General features: G+C 59.4%; 8 protein-coding genes. 1 reads left to right on the forward strand and 7 read right to left on the reverse strand.

The genetic code is table 11. The annotated features are described in order from the left end of the window. Nucleotides 1–130: 130 nt before the first annotated feature. The 4 genes from FBY21_RS10340 to FBY21_RS10355 form a co-directional block, all read right to left on the reverse strand. Nucleotides 131–4,087 (reverse strand): hypothetical protein, encoded by a 3,957-nt coding sequence (locus FBY21_RS10340; protein WP_142010832.1) that lies wholly within the window; start codon nt 4,085–4,087, stop codon nt 131–133. Between the two features lie 257 nt (nt 4,088–4,344). Next, nucleotides 4,345–10,347 (reverse strand): hypothetical protein, encoded by a 6,003-nt coding sequence (locus FBY21_RS10345; RefSeq protein ID WP_142010834.1) that lies wholly within the window; start codon nt 10,345–10,347, stop codon nt 4,345–4,347. Beyond that, nucleotides 10,344–12,329 (reverse strand): peptidoglycan-binding domain-containing protein, encoded by a 1,986-nt coding sequence (locus FBY21_RS10350; protein ID WP_142010835.1) that lies wholly within the window; start codon nt 12,327–12,329, stop codon nt 10,344–10,346. The genes FBY21_RS10345 and FBY21_RS10350 overlap by 4 nt, the downstream gene beginning before the upstream one ends. A gap of 291 nt (nt 12,330–12,620) precedes the next feature. After that, the gene (locus FBY21_RS10355; protein WP_142010836.1) at nt 12,621–13,649 is read right to left on the reverse strand and encodes a hypothetical protein; all 1,029 of its coding nucleotides are present in this window, start codon (nt 13,647–13,649) and stop codon (nt 12,621–12,623) included. Between the two features lie 737 nt (nt 13,650–14,386). Here FBY21_RS10355 and FBY21_RS10360 point away from each other — a divergent pair. Next, nucleotides 14,387–15,088: a DUF998 domain-containing protein gene (locus FBY21_RS10360; protein WP_142010838.1), complete on the forward strand. Its 702-nt coding sequence runs from the start codon at nt 14,387–14,389 to the stop codon at nt 15,086–15,088. A gap of 254 nt (nt 15,089–15,342) precedes the next feature. On the opposite strand, the gene FBY21_RS10365 is transcribed toward FBY21_RS10360, so the two are convergent. From FBY21_RS10365 to FBY21_RS30070, 3 genes are all read right to left on the reverse strand, one after another. After that, nucleotides 15,343–16,499, reverse strand: a protein-coding gene (locus FBY21_RS10365; RefSeq protein WP_409563791.1) for an IS3 family transposase whose coding sequence is annotated in 2 segments (ribosomal slippage) — nt 15,343–16,236 and nt 16,239–16,499 — 1,155 coding nt in all. Because the reading frame shifts where the segments join, the coding sequence is not laid out codon by codon here. A gap of 46 nt (nt 16,500–16,545) precedes the next feature. Continuing rightward, the gene (locus tag FBY21_RS10375; protein ID WP_253543708.1) at nt 16,546–17,766 is read right to left on the reverse strand and encodes a hypothetical protein; all 1,221 of its coding nucleotides are present in this window, start codon (nt 17,764–17,766) and stop codon (nt 16,546–16,548) included. A gap of 166 nt (nt 17,767–17,932) precedes the next feature. Beyond that, nucleotides 17,933–18,175 carry a hypothetical protein gene (locus FBY21_RS30070; RefSeq protein ID WP_160158594.1) on the reverse strand — a complete coding sequence of 81 codons (243 nt, stop codon included), beginning with the start codon at nt 18,173–18,175 and terminating at the stop codon, nt 17,933–17,935. Nucleotides 18,176–18,191: the final 16 nt, after the last annotated feature.

An 18,191-nucleotide genomic window follows, 5' to 3' on the forward strand; every position in this document is an offset into this window, starting at 1 on the left:
TGGATCGACTTCACCCTGATAGTCCGGGCATTCGAATCGTCACAGGCAGAGCCGGTGACCTCATAACCACCCCCGAAGGAAACGACGCCCTGAGGCCTTGCCGGACCTAGGCCTCAGAGGCAGCGGAACCTCACCGAAACGCTATATCAAAAACTTGCGAAAACCTCCGGATCATACCGGGAGCATCTTGGTCGGGCGCACCAAACATCATCAGGAAGAACTCGCGCAGGCTGCTGGCATCACCCAAAGGCTCGTATGTCCCAGGCCGGCCATTCAAAAGCACCTCAGCAATTACGGCGGCGTTACAGCTACTGATGTCCCGATCGGCACCACCCAACAAATGGAGATCCCCGGCGCTCAGCCAAAGCCCATCCTCCGGTAGGAATATGTCAACTGCCCGGCCACCGTCGCGTACGTACCGGCCAACTATCAGCAAGTACCGGTACTGGAGAAGGACGTCGCCGCTCGCGCCAACAAACGGTGCACTCGCCACCTCAGAGGCATCGAATGAGAACCGCCCATTTCCGAGCCTCGCGATACTTAGCGAATTACTCCTTGGGTTGAGCGCATGGCTGTCGGGCAAGGTATAGAGCGGTAGAGCGTCGCTGACGGCGCTTTCGAGCGGTGCGAGCGTATTGTCCGGCAGCAAGGCTCCCGACGGGACATCCAACAACCGGGTGAGCTCTACAAACAGGTTGTAGTGCGGCGGAGTGCCAGCAGGGGGGTAGACAACGAACCCCGTCGCATTGGCCATCGCCTGGCTGCTCCCTCGATCTAGGGAAAAACCGAAAGGGCCGAAACAGTCGAGGTCTTCGGTCAAGCGCTGGTCGAGTGCCGCGTTCTTTAGCGGTATCACGCTATGGTCTGGAAGAGGACCGTAGCGTAGTTCTGGAGGCACCGTCGTCTCCCCGATCTCTGCCTTCACATGCGCCACCCGCGCACGCAACCGTTCCCCCATTCCGTACTCTCTGAACCATGTTTCGTCGAGAATGACCAAGAACGCAGAACCAGCACCCTTCTCGCCTGTCCGGGGACTGTCCTTCATCGCACGAATCAACGGCAGCACGGCCAGAAGTTTGGGCGGCTTGATCCGAGCCGGATTGCCACGGAACGGCACGGCGATACGACGCGGACCCACGCGATGCGGGCTCTCCTTATCCCCGTCCTGCTGCTGCAACACACCTAGATAGCGCGATCGCAGGGCCAGGTGGTAACGGAGGTAATCGGCGCCCGCAATGCCGTCGCGCTGATCGACGTACAAGGCAATCTTGTCGCTAAGGTCCCGCGGGAACCTCATGACGACTTCTTCGCGTCGCACGAAGCCTTGGTCAAGTCCGGCCAGCTCATCAAAGTAGCTGACGAGTTCAGAGTCAGGCGCATCCCGACGCACCGCATCCATAATCTCCAGTGGCGGACCACTGGCTAGCCGCCGACGCCCCTCTGCGGGCGACATTTTCGCATCGGCAGCAGCCATTGAAGGCACTGGCAAATTACGCCAAACCCAGCGTTCGCAAGAGATCCTCATCTGATGGACATGCCTCAGACGCCGCTGCCCATCGGCATCCAGCCTTGAGAAAACATACCGAAGTTCGACGTTGCCGGCGCCATCCGCCGCGAGCAAGAGATCGCTTGCTTCCAGGTCCGGTAGTTCGGCAGTGGCGCTTTCGGCGAACACGACACTCTCTGCGAAGGCCCGGTACGCTGTTCCGTCTTTCGCAATCCAAGGCTCGTGTTCGAGAAGCCTGCTCAATGCTTGCTCGTCCATTCGTTCGAAATCATCCGGCGCGATCAATGGGACAAAGCCGAGCCTCACATAGCTGCCGGGCGCAATGACAAAACGAAGCGCATGCGCGTTATCCTCCACTAGGTCGGCATCGCCACAGTCCAAGGTGATACTGGCCGCCTTAAAGGGGAGTATGTACTTCGTTTCAGCCTGTCCATCGAAGCGGTACCGCACTCCCAGCGCCGTCACCGCCGGGTCGAACGGAAGTCCACTTACTTCAGCACGACTCCCTTCAGCGAGCATGTCATCCCGAGAACGGTGTATCGCGGTCAATTCCGCCTTCAGTGCAACCACGGCCGCTTCTTGCGCCGCCGGCTCCAAGGTTGTTGCCGGCATGTTCCAGCGCAGTAGCGTGTGCTCATCAAGGCGCGGAGCCTCTACATCGAACGATACCGAGGATGGCCATCTTGTGGCTTTGCCGACACTTTTCCGGTCGCGGAAGACCGTACGATCAGAAGGCACCAGTAATACCGACGTGGGCCGCGCGACATTGTCGACGGTCGGGGGGGCTTCTTCCAGGCAGCGCAGCCAAACCTCGTCGGGCGTCTGCGGCCACCCGCCAATGGGAGGCAGGATGTTGCAATCCCCAACCGCAACCCGACGCAGGAAGCATACGCGGTCCCGCTGTGGCGGTGAGAGACGGGAGATGCTGGTCGGGTCGAATGCCCAGGGCTGACCGGGCAAGCACAGCTCAGTCGCTTGGCCTCCGGCCCGGTCAATAACGCTCGCTGCGAACTCGTAATGATCACCATAACGCAGCGGCAGCGCCCGCAGCTCCCAGGTCGGGCAGGTGCGCCTTTGCAACTGAGCGAGCATCATATCGGCCTCGCCACTGTCAGCCTCCCCCAAGTTTTCGCGGTGCACGCGCTCCATTGGGTTGCGGCACACAAGATTAGTGCCGCTGTACGTCAGTTCCCGATACAGCACTTGGTCGACGTAGCTCGCTGTCACGCCGAGCACCCGATCGGTGGAAGCAACCGTGGTGTCGCCGTCGTAGACGGTCGGTACGGCATATCGCGCTCCGCTCAGCGCATGCCACTCGACAGTCAACGTGTCATCCGGGGCATCGAGCGCTGCAACCTCGGAACTTCGGCGCCCAAAAAACTGGATCGCCGCGACGTCGTCCACTGCCGGGCTCGACGACTGATCCTCATGACGCAATCGCATCAGCTCGTCCCCCACGAGCAACTCGATACCCTCATCTGGTTGGCACGGACCGGGAGCACGCGGAGTGAACTCAGGTAGGAGTCGATCACGCAGCAGAACAAGCAAGGACGCGACCGCATCGTCACGAACTTTCGTGCGAATGCCCTCCTGCGGAATGTCCATCAGACTGGCCAACGTGTTGTGGGCCTGTTCGAGGTAACCCTGGCGAATAACCTGCACCGTATCCTCGTCGCTGAGCAGCGCCTTACGGATGATGCTCCGGCGCTTGTTCGCAACCGACTTGCTGACGGCTTCGACCCGTTTTTGTTTCCACAAATCCAGAGCTGTCTTCGTCTCACTCACGGTCGCAGGACGCACAGGTAGGGAAGCACCCATGGACTCACAAGCATCCGTCCATTCTTCGATGTTGATAGCGCTCAGTATGGCGCCGGGGCCCAGTGCCGTTTCGAGGCGCGTGGCCAAATCCAGCAATGAGTCGTCGCGACTATCGCGGATGCTCAGCCAGTAGTTGTCGAGTTCGTCCAGGCCGTGAGCCAACGCGCTTTCCAATTCCAGCAATTTGCAGTGCGCCCGGACTTCGGCAGTGCTGTATGAATGGACGTGCACCGTTGGATCCCCACCGACCTGGGTGCTGGTGTAGTTCGCCCCCAACAGGCTCACCGGCGAAGCAGAGATCGCTATACCTGGCTTCAGCTGCCAGTTTCCGTCGGCATCCAGAGCCGCCACTCGATCCCTATCAACGTTGAAGAACCATGTGCACTTGAGAGCCGACGGGGTCGGCTGGGCCATCGTGTTCAAGGTATTCATCAGGCCAGGCCAGGAGACAGTGAGCACATCATCCGCGTCCTGGAGTTCCTGATGGCTGCCATCGAAGGTAAATGTCAGGCAGCCACGCTGGGCTAAATCCTCTCCGCGCGAGAGCACGGTGGCTTGAAGAGCCTCCACGAATGGCACGTTGTCGTACAACGGGCCCACCGGATTGCACCGCGCGATTTCGATGCCGTTCTGGTCCATGACGGCAACCTCCGGGAGCGCGTCGTGCCAAACCATCCACGGCAGTGTGGGCAGGATCGACTCTGCCGCCTCCTGCGGCGAACTAGGCTCAGCGGTCAAGCCAATGGCAACACGCAGTGCCATCGGCCAACTCGGCGTGTCCAGGAGGTCCTGTCGGGGACCGACGAGCGACAAGGTCAAACCCAAACTGAGTGAGGTCACAGTTAGCTCCTGTAGACAGCCAGGGTGTCAAAGAAGTCATTCACAGCGCTTTCCACGTCGGTGGCAGGCAACATGCCGTAATCCGGTGGATTCGCGTCCGTACCCGTCGCAGCCATCCCCGGTAATGCCGCCCGCGCCATCGCGGACTGCACCGTCACCCTGCCGTCACGGGCGTTCACTCAAGTGCCAGAGCCGCTCCTGTTGCTCGAGCCCGAGAAGACCTTCTGCGCCGTGCGCGAAACACGCAGGGTGTAGCACCAGCAAATGCGGATACTCACGCTGAACGTTCCAGTACCCACCATGCCGCCGTTGTCGGTGTAAGTAATGCGTAACATCAGGCGCACTGAGGCCGAGGCAATTCCCAACACGGAGAACTCACCCCAGATAAGGATCCCGATCGAAATGGCGGTACTCCCGCTGCCGCTTTGCCAATCGCGGTAGAAATCGACCCCGCCAGTGAAGAGAATGCCCGCGCTACCTCGTGCAAAGCCGAAGTTGACAGCGACAAAGGCACCGGCCGACACGCCCACCGACACCCTCGTGACAAAGCGTGACGGGGGCTTGTAGGTGGCATCAATGCCAAACCAGCCTCCGCCACCAAGGAACAACACTGCCAAGCCGAACGGTCGATCAGGCTTACTCAGCCAGAGTCCCGTACTGATCTCGAACCCGTCGCTGATGAGCAGATCAAGATGGGTATTGAGCGTCACACCGGTCAGCGTGAATGCGCCGGTACCAATGTCCGGCAGGGGCAAACTCAAGGCTGCACTGACCCCAGAAGGTAGCAACGGCGTGATTGTCGCCCCCTCGACTTGCGGCATCAGTTCCTTCAGCGCGTCGGTGACAAATTGAAGCTCTGGCGCCAACTCCAGCTTCTCACTGTCGAAGTCGAACTTGAGTTCGCCCCGCTCGTCAAAGTTGAGGCTACCTTCGCGTAGGGTGACCATCGGCTTGTCGTTCAACGACAGCTCGAAATCAGCGTTTAGCGCCGCGGCGGTACGCTGCCAACGCGTCCCATCCTGCGCCACGCTAACGTCGCTGTCAGCGATGAAATGCGGATGGAGCAACCGCAACTTGACCGGGCCGAGGTCGAATAAGGTGGCAGGCTCGACGAACTGTTTGTTGACCGCGACCTTCGCCCAGGCTCGCAGCTTGTCCTTGTCGAAGCCATGCTGCAGCTTGATCCAGTCGTATTCGTGGGAGCCGTCCAAGGGAACATCGAGGTCGGGTAGGAAATAAGTAAGCTTGATCCCGCAGAAGTCGGGGAACAGGTCACGAATCGCTAAGCCATCCAGCTTCGGCAGCAGGCGATCCCTGATACGATCGAATGGCATACTCGCGCTCAGCGAGTTGAGCACGTCCTGTCCGAGGTCGTTGAAGTATGCACTGGCGCTCGTGAGACCTAGGGCCTGGTTCGCCTGGTCGTAGTAATAGCCAAGCAGCTCGCGACTCGTCCGCAGTGTGTCGGTGACGGGGCCCTCTGCCAGGATTCGGATAGTCTCAAGGCCAGCGCCAACGTTCTGCTTGGCGATTTCGACCGTAGGGCCGAGCGAAGTCCGGGCCCAATCCTCCAGCTGTCTCCCACCCGCTTGGACGTAGCTGTCTAAAATCGCCGCCTGCTCGCGGACGGTCCGCTCCAGGTCCCCCAGATTGCCAGACAGTTGGTTGTTGATCCTTTCCAGCGCGTCATCGGTAGTTTTCTCGAAATCCCTCAGGGCATCCATGGAACCTTGAATGTCGCCGAAAGAGAGATTGGATAGCGCATTGGTGATGCCATCGCCCACGTCCTTTGCCGCATTGCCAAGCTCGTCCACCACGCTCTTGGCCCCGTCGAGCAAGGCGTCCCGCAAACTCTCAACCGATTGAGAGCCCTGCAAGCTGTCCATCAGATTCTTCGCCCAGCTATCGATTCGATCGACGGCTGCTTGCATGAGCTGCGCGACATCCGCCGTTTCCTTCCACATCCTCTGGAATGAATCAGCGGCCTGAACTAACAACGCCTCAGCCAATGGCCTCCCTATAGTTTGCGACAGGGTATCGCGCATACCGTCAAAATCAGGTGGCACGATGTCGAATGGCGGTAGGCTGTCGTTCCATCGCTCGAGCCAGTCGACAACCGGCCCGAGCTGGCTCTCGACACTTTTTCGTAGGAGCTCGTACACGGTGGCAGCGTTTTTCTGCGGTAAGCGCGAGAACCAATCCGTCAGCGCGCCATCCGCTATCTGATCGAGCATGTCGAGCAAATGTCGCAACTGCCCGGGAAGGCCAGCAAATCCTGCGCGCCACTGCGCTTCCAGGTCCGCGGCACTATCCACATCGTGCAGGTAGACCTGCTCGATGCGGTTGAGCTCAATGACTAGGTCGCCCGACAACCGCAGGAGCTTGGATTCGAAATCGTTAGCTAGCGAATCCAGCAGGCGACGTACGGCTGCCATCGCCTGCTGGGGCACGAAGCCCACTTCGCCGATGCGCTGTTTCGCCTGCTGCTGGATAGCATCGACGATGGCACTCGCCTGATTGCGCGCCAGCTCGATGCTCGTTGGCGCGCCCTTACCCACAAAGCGGGCGGCAAGTCCCTGCATTTGCTGACCGAGACGCGCGGCATCGCCCATGCCGCCGTCGACGCCGTTGATGGCCTTGAGGTACTGGTCGGTGCGCTCTCTCTGGAGATCCTTCCAGCTGCGCGTCGGAGCGCTCTGCATGGCGGGGACGTCGCTTACGACCTCCTTAAGCTGAGCGACGAGCTTCCTGACGTCTTCCTGCATTTGAGGCAATGCAGCCAGAGGTGTGTTGTCGCCTGCGGCCACCCGCTCGCGTAAGGCCGCACGCAGCTCGGCGATCCCATCAACGAGCTGTGCTTGTGCGTTGCCAAATTTCACGGCGGCTTGCTCGACCTCCAGTGGCTGCTTGCGCTCCTCCGTCGGCATGCCACGAGCCAAGTTGATGTTCGTAATCTTGGCTTCCAGCCCAGGCACGTTGCGCCCATGCATCAGATCGATCGCCTCTTCGGCGGGATCCAGTGTGAAGGTGAACTTGCCCATGCCCAACTCATTCGCAACAGCATCAGGCTGTTGTGTACGGCCACGGAATCTACTGATGGACGGCAGCTTTGGCTGAATGGGACGCTTCAGCAGCGGAAAGTCCACATCCGGCCATGCGGGCCAGGCATCGGTGTTGCCGCCATCTTGGTCGCGCGTGCTACTGAAGAAGACCAGGCGCTCCGTGCTTTTGATGCGCTGCGCGACCGCGCCCTCGCCTTTACCCACAGCGCGCGCCAGATCCAGAAACACGCGTGGGTCCGGGAATTCCAATTCATGGCCATCCGGAATCGGCCCGCGCAGCGCGATCACAAAGCCGTCGCGTATATCCTGTCCCCAGTCTGATCTCACCGGGATTTCGATGCTGCCAAATACGCTCTGGATCAGCGGCCCGCAAATAGAGGTGGTCGTTTCATGGTCGGGATATCGCCGGCGTGGTTCGGTGATCTCGACGTACTCACGCACCTTGCGTAATGCGGCAATACCAGCGAACTCCGGCTGAGCTTCAATGGTATCTTGCTCGCCGATCGGCGCGCCGATGTACCGTGGCGCACGTCGCGTCGTTCGTTCGTAGACGATCACATGGCGCGCCTTGTTCCAAAGCATTGCGATGCGACCAATGCGGATCAACGTGAGCGAGTCGAGGCGGCCCTGACGCGTGTTCGTGATGATCAGCGTCTTACCGTTGTTGAATGAAGCCGTTTGCGTCCCTTCGCCACCCAAGCTACCGAAGACAAGCCCTTCGATGGAGCCTGCGTTTGATGTCGGCTTTTTTATCAGCTCTTCATAGACATTGGGAGACTGGAATGGCCAATCCACGCCGCCGCGTAAGGGCTCGCGGTCGATTGCTGGTCCGTCGTGGCGACTGCCAATGTCAAATGGGTTCGCCGTGTCACGGGTAGGACGTAAGCGATATTCAAGCCCTTGGTCGACAAGCAGGCGCCCCCGCTGCGCGATGTCGCGGTATACACGCCACCACGAAGGTCGTGCCCAAAGGCCGGCCAACCAGTGCGCGGCTTTTTCTGCGTAGTCCTTTTTTAGGTCCGTCGTGTCGTGGCCACGCAGAAGACTTCTTAGCTCATCTGAGTACGGTACCTGCCCAATAAAGCCATCGAGCTCGGCAATCCGAAGCCCCTCGGTTTCCAGATGTGCCGCCAGGCCATACAGCAACTCGAAATCCGCCGACTCCAGCTTGACGCCGACCGCCCCCAGACGCCGTCCCAGCAGACGGCGCAGCGACCAGGGCGCTTCCGAGCGCGCCATGTCGACATCAGTGCGGTCGAGCCGCAGTTGCGCCGTTGGAGTGAGACGGAAGTCGAACAGCGCGCCATCGACGGGCACACGCGTTCTGACTTTGGCGCCTGGATTTCCAGGGTCGACTCGGTCCACGTGCAAGTAGCCCTTGACCATTTCTTCGCCGATGCCCTGCGGCGGTAGCGTCGCACTCATCCCCCCCTTGTTCGAGTAGAACTGCCACTCGGGCGCCTGGTCAGCGTCGTCCAGGTATTCGGCGAGGGTCTCGTTGCCCGCTTGCTTCTCTGAAGTCTGGACGCGCACAACTGTCAGCGGGCTGGGATCGACCAGGATTACATCGGTCTTGTGCTCACCTGCCTTATGGAGCTGGAGTGCGAGGCGCAGCCGACGACTTTGTCGCTGGCTCGCGACCTCCTGGATCAGGAGCTTGCAGGGCTGGGCCGCTAGGAGATCGAAGGTCCAGGGCCGCTCGCGCCGTACCACATCAGAGAGAGTCTCAAACCCCAGCTCCGGGTCCATGCTCAATGCCGCATAGGTGGCTTTCTCGAACTCGAGGTGGAGATCGCTCACCAGCGGAGCACGACGGTATAGAGAGCCCTCGTCCGAACCACCGAGTTTCAGGTGACCCTTCGTAAATGCCGCCATCGACAGCAGGACGGCGCCGATCGCCATTCGGTGCGACGCCTGCTCAAGATCCTGGCCATCAAATTTCCAGGAAAGCCACGTCCCGAACTCTGGAGCATCTTCGGCCCATACACCCTGCACAAGGGGCTGGCCATCCAGATCGAGTGCTCCACTGCAATGAAGTGCGATTTTTCGCCGTTTGCGAAGACTAATCGACTCCAACCGCGTATCGGTGAGCTTCTGGTCTACGCTCGCCGTTAGCCGAAAAACAAGCGTGACGTACTCGTCCGGAACTTCGGTAGTGATCCAAGTCGGAAGCAGAGTTAGTCGGTTGCGCGAACGAGTGGTTGCCAGACCAAGCGCATGGATTTCCAATAGCCCTTGTGTCAACGATTCCAGCGTGAGCGTCTCGGCCGATCGCATACCGCGACCACCAGCGACGTCTAACCAATCCAAACGCCACCCCTTGCGGTCCTCCTGCTGCAGGCAGCGAAGATGCAGGCCGCTCGCGATCAGGGGTACGCGTGCCCGTTCCGCGAAGTCCAGTCGCAATGCATAGCCACTCACCGGCGCTGCCGGGACAAAGGTCGGCGCGATCTTCATCTCGGTACAAACGTCGTATGCCCCTTTCCCCGCGGCAAGAACGAACGCCAAGGAATAGTCCTCCGCGTCGTCCGATTTGAGATTGGCATCAATGTGGACGAGATTCGCACAGCCCGGCTGACCGGCAACGGAGGCGCACAACAATGCATTACCGCGAGTTGGCTGACGCTTTCTGTCGACCACCCATCGATCGCTGATCTGCGAGAACCATTTGGCCCCGCCAGGCTCCTCTTTTTTCGGGCCGTCGGCGACCAGAGTGCCGCTGCCTGGGCTTAGCAACGTCGGCTCGATGAGTCGTAGTTCGCCATCCTGGAATTTGAGCCACAGGCGAACCCAGATCCCTTTCTCATGCGGACTCAACGGTGAACTGACATGGAATTGCAGTTCGAGGTGGCCATGTTGCGACAGCTTTTTCACCCCCTCAGGAAATAATCCCTCGGCGGTGGCAACGGGGGCGAATTTAGGAGGTACAGCACCGGCACTGGCTGGCGGCCGCGAATCGAATCGCCAGCGAATACGCGTCGCACCCCGCACGAGAAGGATTTCGTCGAACAACGTCGCCTGAAAATCCTGCCCTTTCAGTTTGGATGGGAACGTCGACGCCCCCACTAGTTCGATGTATTGGTCGGCCTTCGGCGTATCGATTCTGACTGTTGTGCTCATACGACCACCGCCTTCATCGCCATCTCTCCGACATCGCCAAACCTTGGATTCGCATGCCAAACCCTGCCGTCCTGTCCAATTGCCGCGGCACCGCTGAGACTCAGATTCAGCGCAGGGATGGGTTGGTCTAGCCAAAGGTACTTTTGAGCACCGGCGTGAAACGCTCGGTGGCAGGCCTCGCCCCATTGCTGGACGATCTCGTCGGGGTACTCTTCGCAGAGCGTTTGGAGATTGGCCCCAGGCTTGAGCGCCGCGACACGACCGAGAAAGTCGCTGCCGACAAACTGCCGCTCCGTATCGCGCGGCAGTCGGATGTTGCCGAACCAACCGAGCACGATCGGCGACGCCTTAAACGGCTCAAGCCATTCGCGCCACCGCACACCACTGCCCGGGAGGATGTCAGTAGGAATGCCGTAACCTGCGTAGAGCATCAGCATCCGGCACTCCGCCAACTGCGGCCGGATCTCGGTGACATCGAGCAGTGACTCTTCCCCCGTGCTTCCTCGCATTCGCTGTCGTACCAGGTGCAGTTGATCTGTTTTCTGGAGGGCCACGCCGACGTAGTGCCGATCGCCGCGCGCCACGACAAGGTGATCGCCCGACATCGCCGCGGGTAGTGGCGTCGCTTGCCCTATGACGGCAAGAAGCCCGACGGGCTCGCGAAACATGAGGTTGATGCCGTGCAGCAGCACATCGCTTCTTGAACCGATCAAGGTCGTCCCGCTTGCACCCAACAGACCTCTGAGACTTAGCGACGCCACGCCTCCGGTCGTCACCGGCTCAATCCCGTTTTCTGCCGGCCACAGACCAGCGCCCAAGAGGCTGACGCCTGGCTCGGTCAGCCCCAGTTTCAGCGCGCCAGCGACGAGATCGAGCTGCTCGGCCTGCTGTGTGGGCTCGATACCGAGCACACCCATGTGCAGTTGAATCGGCTGAGGAAGTGGCGCTAGTGCGGGCGGCGGCACTGGAGGAGGCACCGGTTCCGCGTCGAGCTCGATGCCCCAGCCATCAAGCCGATAGTCCTTCCCATGCACTCGCCCGAATCCATTGGAGATCGTGCCCTTGCGCTCGATGATGTCCTTGGCAAACCTGGACCTCGACTTAGCGAGCACGTTCGTAATTGCATTGAGTTTTTCCGTCAGCGTCGCCTTTGGATTTTTAACAAGAAGGGCCTGCAAAGCGGCCTTGGCGTATGGCTTTTCCTGCTTTAACCCAAGCCCACCGTTATTCACCTGGATATCGAAGAAGAGCTGCTCCGTGCGCTCCGACACCATGTCGAACTCTGTACCGAACTCCTCTGCCGCCTTGATGGCAGGGTCGTAGTACATGCTTTTCGCGAGCGCGCGTTGTAGTTCCCGGATCTCGGGAGCTTTACCTAGCAGGGCAAACGCTTTCTGCCATTCAGGCCGCAGGGCGAAATTCTTCTTGCCATCCGAGACCTCGACGGCAAATTTGTAAAGGTCGTCGGGTGTCGCATTGAGGCTCCGCTTCAACACCTTGGCTTTAGCGTCCCCGAATGCAGCGTTCATCGTGGCTTCGTGCTTTGTGAACGCATCCTTCAGCAGGCCATGCAAGGGGCCGTACTTCAGCACGGTCTTCTTACTGACCTTGTCGTGTGTGATCAAGGTGAACCCGATGACGCCCCAGGTGATACCAGCCTTGTCCCAGTTACCGGCCGCCTTGGTGTATCCGTGTCCTTCGAAAGCTGCCACCAAGCTGAGGTAGCGCTCAAAGCGATCAGGCCACTGCGTCTGGGTGAGTTCCCTCCAGAGCGCTGCGTCGACGACGCCAGTGATGGGGCGTTTCAGTTTGGCCTGGACCCGCTGAATCGCACGCTGAGTCGTTCGACCGAAGTCACCATCAATGGCAGCCAATGCTGGCTCTTGCCCCCCGCCTTCCACGGGAACCTGAATGTGGATCAGCGCAGCCTGCAACCGCTCGACCAGATCACCGCGCATGCCGCGAGCAAGAACCGCTGTCATATCGATCCCTCCTTAGACGCTCTGAACTGGGTTCGAGCATCTGGCGTAACGCATTGCCAAGGCTCCCGAAGGTCCTGAAGCCCTTGTGTTAAGTTGCGCATCAAGCTGGATCTGGGTTACTGGCAAAGGTCCCCAAAACATTGCTTAACACTGCGCCCCCTTAGAGACGCCGATTCTCGTATGGCAATCCCCGCAAATCCGGCCATCTAAAACGTCGTATTCGGCACGGATCAGTTAGCTCCTAACTCAGCCAAATAGAGGCGGGGAACGACTAGGCGTCCCGTCGCTGAGTTACCGCTTGGCAAACCGCCCCGGCCCCGCCCCTTCCGCATCATCACCCAGACAGAAAACCGTGCCTTTCAGGTAGTCTTCGACGACAGGCCAACCGGCGCCCTGCGCCACGAAACGCATGACCGTAGCGCTGGCATTCACGGGATCCTGTGCATCTGTAAAGCTTCGCGCCTTCCAGGCACTCCGCGTGTCCGCGGTGCCATGTTGGCTTGAGATCTGATGGACGTAGGAATGGAACTGGACGACCCGCCCGGCCGGACAGCTCTTGGAAGCGTCGAACTTTCGAAGGGTATGCCCTTCCGAATAGGAGTCCTGGATCATGTGCAGCAGAGAGCCCAGCGCCATCTCCTGGAAGTGATCCCTTCTACTCAGTTTGTACTTAGGCCCGAACAGGTAGGAAATCGTCCATCCTGTCTGGTTCTTGAAATGATCCTGGAAATGATGGGTCGTCACCTGGCTGAGCAGAGTCTGGGTATCTATCTGTCGAGTGGCCACGGCATACGAGAACTCCGCCCAGTCGAGAATGTTCCGCTGAGTCGTTTCTGCCGATTCTCCATCTGCGCTTGCCATGGCGTGCAAAAACTGTAAGTCACCATAGTGGCTGCGGTACTGCATGTAGTACCGCTGCGTGATCTCCCGCTTCTGACCACGAAGGTTTCTGTTCTTTTTGGCAATCCGGTCACCGTCCTCCATCCAGACCGCCCAGGTGATAGGTTGAGTGAAGAGCAACTGGTTAGGGTCGTCGTTCCACCAGACACCGCGAATGAGGGAATCATATTTGTTCCCCTTGGGCGTACCGGTCGGGGTCGGCCCGGCGGTAATGCACACGAGCGGCACACTGGCGGAGTCGATCGAAATCGACTCACACAACCGTGCTCGCTTTGTGATTTCCTCATGGACGGGCTCGCTGACTCGTTGCGACACAGAGTCGTACTTGGACTGCCAGTACTTATCTTCCATCGGGTTGATTCGCTGTGCCGTAGCGAGACTGCTAGTTGCGATGAAAGATGCGAGTACGGCCAGCTGCAAGCAGCAGGTCCTGACCTTCGACGTCCATTTCGACATTTCTTCTGTCCCTGAGTGGCTACGAACCCTGGTAGCGTTTCACGTACCCAAGAGCGAATTGCATCCCCCGACAAGCAATGGGTAATGCCACGCCCCTGAAGCGTAGAAGGCAAATTGCCATCGTGCCCAAGGATATTCATCGGCGACGTCCTGATACCGGAATCTGGCCTACGGAATGGGTAAAGCGTCCCCAGCCACTGCAATCGATTTCCATCTCCCAGCCCTTCTTCAGGATCTGATCAATACTCCTTCACATCCACGTTAACGCTGGATGCGGGGGAGTCTGATAATGCGATCCAGCACACGCGTCCCTTCCCGAGATAGCGCATTGTCCTTCCTGGACCTGGCGTGCCAACAGTTGTAGTGGGAACAGAGGGGGCTCCTGGCCACAGGGGGACGCAAGTGCATCGACGATTCGAACGATCTACAGCCAACGCACTGCGGCAATGGGCAAGGTTATCTGGCCTCAATGAGGCCGGGGTTAACGTATACGAAGCATGACCAGACATTGCGGTGATGGGCAAATACACCTGCTCGTTTGCGTCACTGAGCGGGACGCACACCTTACGGGTTTGCGTGAAACGCGCGTCGGTCCTTGTTTAAGAAACGGCCTCTTATGCGTACCGCCTTGTGCTTGCGATCCCGGAGCGGCGAACTACGATGCTCATTAGTGGCGCATGGGCATCACAAGGAGAGGACCTATGGGAAGCAGGCTCGAGGCAGTCCGCGCAGTCTTTGACTACAAAGCGGCCTCATACCACGCACAGCGAAAGTGCATCGGCATTCTCGGTATATCCCTTCCTGTACTGCTGGCACTGGGCAAGATGCTCATCGACGTGCTGTTCGTTGTGCCAGGCAATCCTGACTTCAAGCTGGGTATACAAAGTTCGATTAGCGATTACTATTACACCGTGATGAGCGGAGTTTTCGTGGGAACGCTTTTCGCCATCGGGGTCTTCCTTTTCAACTACCGAGGCCCTGACGAGAACGACAATCGCGACAACCTCGCGGGCAACATTGCGTGCATCTTTGCGTTGGGCGTCGCGCTATTCCCCACTACTCCCACCCCGCCGGGTGACTACCCGAAGATAATGTCGATAATTCACTTCAGCAGCGCAGCCATCTTCCTACTGACGCTTGCCTACTTCTCACTTTTTCTGTTCACCCGGACAGACCCCAATCGCAAACCCACCAAGAGGAAACTGCTGCGCAACAAGTTTTACAGGGTTCTGGGCTGGACCATCATCGGGGCAATAGTGCTCTGTGCAGCAGTCATGCTACTTCCTGACGATCACTGGATAAGCAAACTGGACCCAGTCTTCTGGCTGGAGTCAGTTGCCGTTTGGGCATTTGGTTGGTCCTGGCTGATCAAGGGCGAGGCGATCCTGAAAGATAACGAGTAACCAGCCCCGCGAGCAGTGCCAGCTGACCTTCGCTGCTCCAGTAAGTGGCTGCGCTTGCGGATGCCTCTGCGCCGTGGATCGCCGCCAACGGCTGATCCACTTACAGATCGCCCGGGGAGACCGCCAATAGGGTCGAATTGGCCGCAATCGGAGGTTGACTACTGTCAGGCTAGGGACTCTTTAATTCGGGAGTTGCCCCCATGATCGAAACAATCGTTATAGCCTGGTCTGTCCCGGGACTGGTGGACAGGTAGTTAAGAGCTACTGCTCGCATTTCGCCGCTCAAACTCCATCGGACTGAGATAGCCCAACGTCGAGTGGCGACGGCGGTGATTGTAAAAGCGGATGTAGTCGAACAGGTCGGTTTTCGCCTCCTGGTAACTGGCGTAGCGAGTCAGGTACACCCGCTCAGCCTTCAGCGAACGGAAGAAGCTCTCCATCGCGGCGTTGTCCCAGCAGTTCCCCGGACGTGAATGGCTGGGCACGATTCGATGTCGCCGAAGCAAGGCCTGGTAGTCGTACGCGCAGTATTGGCTGCCACGATCCGAGTGCAGCAGCACTTCTTTTTTCGGCTGTCGACGTGCAACGGCCATCTCCAGCGCGGCATGTACCAAAGCCTGCTGCATGCGGTGGTGCATCGCCCAACCGACGACAGCGCGTGAATAGAGATCGAGCACGACGGCCAGATATAGCCAGCCTTGGGCCGTCCGCACGTAGGTCATGTCCGAGACCCAGTGCCGATTGGCGCGATCCGAGGCGAACTGGCGATCCAGATGGTTCGGGGCAATCGGCAGAGCATGACGACTGCTGGAAACCAGCCGCCAACGCTTGCGCGAACGAACACGCAGGCCGGCTTCGCGCATCAGTCGAGCGACTCGGTGTCGACCACACGCATGCCCCATGGCCGCCAACTCGGCCTTGATTCGGCGATGGCCATAGATCCCATTCACCTCATGGTGGATGGTGCGGATCTCCTTGCTCAGACGCCGATTCGCCATCTCTCTCGCCGAAGGTGGTCGCTGCTGCCATGCATAGAAGCCGCTGCGGGATACCCGCAGCAGCCGACACATTGGCGCTACGGGATAGCGACCGGCCAACGCCTCGATGGCGCGGAACTTCACTTCGTGGGCTGCGAGAAGATGGCGAGCGCCTTTTTTAAAACATCGCGCTCCATGGTGACCTGAGCCAGTTGCTGGCGTAGACGACGCAGTTCCGCGCTCTCGCCTCGCTGCTTGCCGTTGCCCGGAAAGGCATCGTCACCTTGCTGCTCGTACTGGCGCTTCCATTTGCCCAACAGGCTTTCAGCGATGCCCAGCGTCTCGGCTACATGACGAAGCGGCGTGCCTGCAAGTACCTGGTCTACCGCCTCGCGTTTGAAGGATTCGGGAAAACGTCGTCTGGTCTGGGTCATGAACACTCCTTGCGGTGGACATTATCCACCTAAAGTCAGTGTCCACTCAGCGCGGGACAGACCATACCTCCCTCTCCTCGCTTGTTCTCGACAAGGCTTCGTCCTCGGCCTCGCGGAAGAATGCTTGTATCCGCCGCACGTCATCCCAGGCACGAATGGCATCAAGCAGCTCTTGCCGGGCTTCGGCCCTAGCTTTTTCCTGGCGCTCCCGCTCCCACCGCTCCTCCAGTCGCCGCCGCTCTTCCTCCCATTCCCGCCTTCGGATCTCAGCCTGGCGCTCCCCCTCCTCGACTAGGCCAGCAATAGTGGTAGCCGCCTTTGCCAGGTAGTCGACTATTTCGTCCAGTTGCCCCCGAAGTTCGCGCACCTTGGCCTCTGGCCAGCGCTGCACCCAATCTGCGACTGGGTACGGACTGAATGCCTGAAGACACAGCCGTCCGGTAGCGAAATGCTTCTGCGTGGTCCAGCTCCAACTGGGCATCGGACGACGTCGCTCGGCAGCCGGCAGCTTGCCAAGAGGGATATACTCCCCATCGACGTACCGCGCCTCCAGCTCCTCGGTCATTTCGAAAAGGGTCAGGCCGATAGCGACGGAGCCCACGAAGACAACAGTCGCCTTGGAGGGATGCCAAAGGCTCGGATAACGATTATTAACCGTCTTTCCAGGCTTTTCCCTTTCCTCCACGGGAGCGCGGGAATAGGTACGATCGCTCGGCGCCAGCATGACCCGGTAACCAGCAACTTCCAGCCTGAGGAAAAGGGCATTGGCCGTATCCAGCGCATCGTCGAGCATCGGCTCCGAGACAACTACATCCACCAGGCGCCTCTGCGACGGCTTCAGGTAGCCGCTGTCGATTACCTTTCCCTTGGTAAAAAGGTCTCGTACACCGCTGACCAGGGTATGGCGGACTGAGCGAGAAATACGTGGCCGCGGACGGGCAACCTGGCGCTCCGGCGGTTTGGGAAGCGGATACCTGGCCGGCCCCGGGGCATCGCCTCTTCGCCATATCAAATGGTCTCCCGGGCGTGCGTCAGGCAAGGGTACCTGGGGACTTGGCTTGCCATGCTCGAGCTTGGTCCAGTGGCCGCGCGGCGGGCGCGGCACGTTCATGGAGGTGCAGACCCTCGCCATGAAGCTCGACGAAACCCCATAGCGCTCCGCCACCCTGATCATCGGATGACGCCACACCTCATCGTAGAGTGCCTCCCGGGACACCTGCCCAGGCGGATCCTCGCGATCAGTGGCATCTAGCAGAACTGAATTCACCCACTATCCTCCTGTCGCTCATCGTCAAGATTCGTCACCTCCCGCATCGCCTGGCCGCTCTTGGCTGCACCTTCGCCTGAACATGCAGCAACCCGCCACAGCGGGTTGCCCCTTCAATTGGTCTGTCTTGAACATGACACCCTCATGCCAGGAGGCAGATGCCATGTCAGACGCCAGCAGGAAACCCCTGCCCAACCGACTTTCTTGCCCACCACGCGTTATCCGGGCCGGGGCGGCTCCAGCTTATCTTGGGATGTGCAGGGATGAGTTCAACAAGACCGTACGTCCCTATGTCCGCGAATTTCGCATAGGCCGGCAAGGCATCGGCTTTGATCGCGAGGAGCTGGACGCCTGGGCAGATGACTACATCGAACGAACGGTTATTGAAAAGAATGGTGCCCAGGGACAAGATCGATTCCGCAGCG

Origin of the sequence: Pseudomonas sp. SLBN-26 (genome assembly GCF_006715895.1) — a bacterium.
In the GTDB taxonomy this organism is placed as follows: domain Bacteria; phylum Pseudomonadota; class Gammaproteobacteria; order Pseudomonadales; family Pseudomonadaceae; genus Metapseudomonas; species Metapseudomonas otitidis.